At 70.0% G+C, this 5,007-nt stretch carries 7 protein-coding genes; 3 read left to right on the top strand and 4 right to left on the bottom strand.

Translation table 11 applies throughout. The features are described 5' to 3' along the window. Window positions 1-130, top strand: a 130-nt coding sequence (locus tag B4M60_RS12455; RefSeq protein WP_291084511.1) for an acyl-CoA dehydrogenase family protein, incomplete at its 5' end; no start/stop codon positions are given. Between the two features lie 11 nt (window positions 131-141). Here B4M60_RS12455 and B4M60_RS12450 read toward each other — a convergent pair. Continuing rightward, window positions 142-378 (bottom strand): thioredoxin family protein, encoded by a 237-nt coding sequence (locus tag B4M60_RS12450; protein WP_291084424.1) that lies wholly within the window; start codon window positions 376-378, stop codon window positions 142-144. A 26-nt stretch (window positions 379-404) separates the two neighbouring features. Further along, entirely contained in the window at window positions 405-1,481 is a 1,077-nt protein-coding gene (locus B4M60_RS12445) for a permease (RefSeq protein ID WP_291084421.1), read from the bottom strand. A 73-nt stretch (window positions 1,482-1,554) separates the two neighbouring features. Between B4M60_RS12445 and B4M60_RS12440 the strand changes: the two genes are divergently transcribed. Next, window positions 1,555-2,598, top strand: coding sequence for an ArsO family NAD(P)H-dependent flavin-containing monooxygenase (locus B4M60_RS12440; RefSeq protein ID WP_291084419.1), 1,044 nt, complete (start codon window positions 1,555-1,557; stop codon window positions 2,596-2,598). Here the strand turns inward: B4M60_RS12440 and B4M60_RS12435 are convergent. Next, on the bottom strand, window positions 2,588-2,941 hold the full coding sequence (locus tag B4M60_RS12435) for a MerR family transcriptional regulator (protein ID WP_291084509.1): 354 nt from the start codon (window positions 2,939-2,941) through the stop codon (window positions 2,588-2,590). The genes B4M60_RS12440 and B4M60_RS12435 overlap by 11 nt on opposite strands. A 99-nt stretch (window positions 2,942-3,040) precedes the next feature. On the opposite strand from B4M60_RS12435, the gene B4M60_RS12430 reads away from it, so the two are divergent. Further along, window positions 3,041-4,555 carry a SulP family inorganic anion transporter gene (locus B4M60_RS12430; protein WP_291084415.1) on the top strand — a complete coding sequence of 505 codons (1,515 nt, stop codon included), beginning with the start codon at window positions 3,041-3,043 and terminating at the stop codon, window positions 4,553-4,555. Between the two features lie 33 nt (window positions 4,556-4,588). Here B4M60_RS12430 and B4M60_RS12425 read toward each other — a convergent pair whose 3' ends face one another. Continuing rightward, window positions 4,589-4,873, bottom strand: a complete 285-nt coding sequence (locus B4M60_RS12425) for an ArsR/SmtB family transcription factor (protein ID WP_291084412.1) — start codon at window positions 4,871-4,873, stop codon at window positions 4,589-4,591. Between the last annotated feature and the right edge of the window lie 134 nt (window positions 4,874-5,007).

The following is a 5,007-nucleotide window of genomic DNA, read 5'->3' as shown; positions in this document are numbered from 1 at the left end:
GCAGCTGTTCGGCGGCTACGGCTACATGATGGAGTACCCCATCGCGCAGAAGTTCGCCGGCGCCCGCGTCATGCGGATCTACGGCGGCACCAACGAGATCATGAAGGAGGTCATCGGCCGGGCGCTGTGACGCCCGCCGGCCTAGCGACCGCGCAGCAGCTCGGTGAGCTGGCGGACCGTCGGCACCTTGCCGCCCAGGACCAGCTCGTCGTCGACCACCAACCCGGGGGTCTTCATGAGCCCGTATCCCGCGATCTCGCCGATGTCGGTGACCTCCACGATCTCGGCGTCCACCCCGAGCCCGTCCAGCGCCTCGCGGGTGCGGGCGACGAGGGTGTGGCAGTTGCGGCAGCCGGGGCCGAGCACCTTGACGATCATGGTTTCTCCTTGGAGTGGGTTGTGGTTCAGGCGAAGAGGTTGAACAGGAGCCCGATAGCGAGGATGCCCACGGTGACGACGCCGAAGAACAGCGCGAGCAGCGGCGGCTTCATGACCCTCCTGAGCATGATCGCCTGGGGCATGGACAACGCGATCGAGCTCATGATGAACGCCATGACGGTCCCCAGGCTCATGCCCTTGGACCAGAGTGCCTCGGCGATCGGGACGACCCCGGCACCGTTGACGTAGAGCGGCACCCCGGCGAGGGTGGCCACGACCACGGCCAGCGGGTTGTCCGGGCCGGCCCAGCGGAGGAAGAAGTCCGCCGGGACCCAACCGTGGATCGCGGCACCCACACCGACGCCCACCACCACCCAGATCCAGACGTCCCGGAAGATGTCGCGGGATTCGCCGAGGGCGGCGTCGACCCGCTCGCGGAGGGTGGGCACGTGCCCGCCGGTGCGGAGCGCGGCCACCCGGGTGGTGAAGACCACGTCGTCGACCCATTTCTCCAGGCGGAACCTCGAGAACGCCCACCCCGCGACGAACGCGATCGCGGACCCGGCGATGACGTAGGCGGCGGCGATGTGCCAGCCGAACATCTCGCCGATCATGATGGCCGCGATCTCGCTGATGAGCGGCGAGGCGATGAGGAAGGTCAGGGTCACCGAGAGCGGAATGCCGGCGGCGACGAAGCCGATGAACAGTGGGATCGAGCTGCACGAGCAGAACGGGGTCACCACGCCCAGGACGATCGCCAGGGTGAGGCCGACGAACAGGCCGCGGCCCTCGAGCCAGTCGCGGGCGCGGTCCAGGTCGAGGCTCGCCCGCAGCATGCCGACCAGGAACATCAGGCCGAGGAGCAGCAGGAAGATCTTGACGGTGTCGTAGAGGAAGAAGTGCACCGCCCCGACCGCCCGGTCGGCGAGGTCCAGACCGAGCCAGCCGACCGCGGAGTCCCAGAACCACTCGTTGGCCACCCACAGGGCGACCCACGCGACCGCGGCCAGCGCGAGCGCCGCCACCAGCCGCCGGTGCTCTCGGGCCTCGGCGAGGGTGTCCGCTCCGGCGGGGCCGGTCGCGGGGGCGGGATGGGTGCTCATGCCTCCACTGTAGGATAAGCATCGATAGGTGTCGATAGGAACTGCTCACGTGGGTGGAACGGGGGGACCGCTGATGGCCGTCGACCGTGACGTGGTGGTGATCGGCGGCGGACAGGCGGGCCTGGCAGCAGGGTTCTATCTGGCGCGCGGCGGGGCCGACTTCGAGATCCTGGATGCCTCTCCCGGGCCGGGCGGCGCGTGGCCGCACACCTGGCCGTCGCTGCGGCTGTTCTCTCCGGCCGACTACTCCTCCCTGCCGGGCCGCCGGATGCCGCGGACCGAGGGTGGAAACCCGGATGCCGGTCACGTGGTGCGGTACCTGAGGGAGTACGAGGAGTACTACGATCTCCCGGTCCGTCGAGGGGTCCGCGTGACGGCGGTCGAGCGGGCCGACGGCGGCGGCTTCCTGGTCCGCGCCGCCGACGGACGCCGGTGGCGGTGCCGGTCGGTCATCAGCGCGACCGGCACGTGGTCCCGGCCCTTCGTCCCCGCCTACCCGGGCGCCGGCGGGTTCCGGGGAATGCAGCTCCACAGTGCGGGTTACCGCGGTCCGGGGGAGTTCGAGGGGCGACGGGTGGTGGTGGTCGGGGGTGCGAACTCCGGCGCCCAGATCGCCGCCGACCTCGCAGGGCGCGCCGACCTGCTCTGGTGCACCACCGGGCCGCCTCGGTATCTCCCCGACGACGTCGACGGCCGCGAACTGTTCCGTGTGGCCACCGCCTCGGTGCGCTCCGGAACCGGCCGCGGCGTGGCCGAGCTCGGCGACATCGTCGTCGTCCCCCCGGTGCGCGAGGCGCGCGACGCGGGCAGGCTGGTCGCCACCCCGATGTTCGACCGGTTCCGCCCTGACGGCGTGGAGTGGGACGACGGGCGGGTCGAGCCGGTCGACGCGGTGATCTGGTGCACGGGGTTCCGGCCGGCCCTCGGGCATCTCCGTGCGCTGGGGCTGCGGCGGGTCGGGGGCAGGGTGGTGGCATCGGGCCCGGTCGTCCCGGACGTGCCGGGGCTGTACCTGCTCGGCTACGGCGACTGGTGCGGCGCGGCGTCGGCGACCCTCATCGGGGTGGGGCGGTGGGCCAAGGCCGCCGTGGCGGATGCGCTCGCGGTCACGCCTTGAGTCCCTCGACGATCTCCACGAACTCCTCGGCGTACCCCAGGTGGGTCCGCAGGCGCTCGAGCCGCTCGGTGGCCTCGGCCCCGATCTCGGCGATCACGGCGCGCGACCCCTCGGGGTCGCCTGCTCGGCGGTCGAGAGCGCGGCAGAAATCCCGTATCCGTTCGAGGCTGAACCCGAGGGGCTTCATCCGGCGGATGAGCAGGATGCGCTCCACGTCGGCGTCCGTGTAGAGCCGGAATCCGCCGGGGGAGTGGGCGGACGGGCTGGCGAGGCCGAGTTCGTCGTAGTGGCGCAGGCTGCGAATGGACAGGGCCGTCCGCTCGGCGACCTCGCCGATCTTCATGGTCCGCTCGTCCCGACTTGGCCCGGTCACAACTCTCCCGTTACGGTAGCTTTCGTTCCTCACGCCACGTGAGGGTCTGGCGACGACTGTAGGTGATCCGTGAACGAGCAGTATCCGACCGGTGTGGTGCCCTCCTTCCGCGCGGCGTTCTCCTCCCCGGCCAGGCTCCGGACCGAGGTCCTGGCCGGGCTCGTGGTGGCGCTGGCGCTCATCCCGGAGGCGATCTCGTTCTCCATCCTCGCGGGGGTCGACCCGCGGGTCGGGCTGTTCGCCTCGTTCACGATGGCGGTGACGATCGCCTTCACCGGCGGGCGGCCCGCGATGATCTCCGCGGCCACCGGTGCGATCGCGCTGGTGGTCGCGCCCGTCGTCGCGGATCACGGGCTCGACTACCTCATCGCCACGGTGCTGCTCGCCGGGGTGATGCAGATTCTGCTCAGCCTGGCCGGGGTCGCGAGACTCATGCGGTTCATCCCGCGGTCGGTGATGGTCGGCTTCGTCAACGCCCTGGCGATCCTCATCTTCATGGCGCAGATCCCGCACCTGGTGGGAGTCCCGTGGCTGGTGTACCCGCTGGTGGCCGTGGGGATCGCCGTCATGGTGTTCTTCCCCCGGCTCACCACCGTGATCCCCGCTCCCCTCATCGCGATCGTGGCCATCACGATCGTCGTGGTGTCCGTCGGTTGGTCCGTCCCGAACGTGCGCGACCAGGGCGAGCTGCCGGCGTCGCTGCCGACGCTGCTCCTCCCGGACGTCCCGATCACGGTCGAGACGCTGCAGATCATCGCCCCCTTCGCGCTGGCCATGGCGCTGGTCGGGCTCATGGAATCGCTGATGACGGCGAAGTTGGTCGACGACATCACCGAGACCCACTCCGACAAGACCCGGGAGGGCTGGGGTCAGGGCGTGGCCAATCTCGTCACCGGGTTCTTCGGCGGCATGGGCGGCTGCGCGATGATCGGGCAGACGATGATCAACGTCAAGGCCTCCGGGGCCCGCACTCGGTTGTCCACCTTGCTCGCCGGCGTGTTCCTCCTCATCCTGGTCGTGGCGCTCGGGGACATCGTGGGGCTCATCCCCATGGCCGCCCTGGTGGCGGTCATGATCATGGTCTCCGTGGGCACGATGGACTGGCACTCGGTCCACCCGCGCACCCTGCGGTTGATGCCGCTGTCCGAGACGCTGGTCATGGTGGCCACCGTGGCGGCCACGGTGTGGACGCACAACCTCGCGATCGGGGTGATCCTCGGCGTGGTCACCGCCATGATCATGTTCGCCCGCCGCGTCGCGCACATGACGACCATCGAGAAGGTCGCCGAGCTCGATACGGACCACGACGGCGCCGTGGACACCCGCACCTACCGGGTCACCGGCGAGCTGTTCTGGGCCTCCAGCAACGATCTGGTGTACCAGTTCGACTACGCGGATGATCCCGAGCACGTGGTGCTCGATCTCACCGATGCCGACATCTGGGACGCCTCGACCGTCGCCACCCTCGACGCCGTGCAGCAGAAGTACGCGGCCAAGGGCAAGACGCTGTCGGTGATCGGCCTCGACGGGGCGAGTCAGGAGCGCCTCGACATGCTCTCGGGAAGGCTCGGTGCCGGGCACTGAGCCCGGCGTCATGCCACGGTCGGGCGCTCCGTGTCAGGGAGTGGGGCCGCGGACGTCCACGATGTCGCGGATCTGCGCGAACGCCTCGGGCACGATGCTGTAGTGCGCCATCCGGCCGCGCTGTTCCCGGGTGACGAGGCCGGCCTCGACGAGCTTCTTCATGTGGTGGCTGACGGTCGGCTGGGTGATCCCGAGCGGCTCCGTCAGGGTGCAGACACAGACGTCGTTGCACTCCGCGGCGGCGATGTGGGAGAGCAGGCGCAGTCGCATCGGGTCGGAGAGCGCCTTGAACCTCGCCGCCGCGGATTCGGCCTCCACTTGGCCCAGGGGACCGTTCGAGCCCGCGATGCAGCAGGATCCGGCTGGTGGGGACGCGGTCATGTGGCCAGGTTACTCGCCGGGTGTCGAGTTAGTCCCTCCTCGTGACGTGACCCTTGCATGTTCGAATGTGT

Origin of the sequence: Dietzia sp. UBA5065 (genome assembly GCA_002415925.1) — a bacterium.
Lineage (GTDB): Bacteria > Actinomycetota > Actinomycetes > Mycobacteriales > Mycobacteriaceae > Dietzia.
This window is presented reverse-complemented; position numbering and strand designations above follow the sequence as displayed.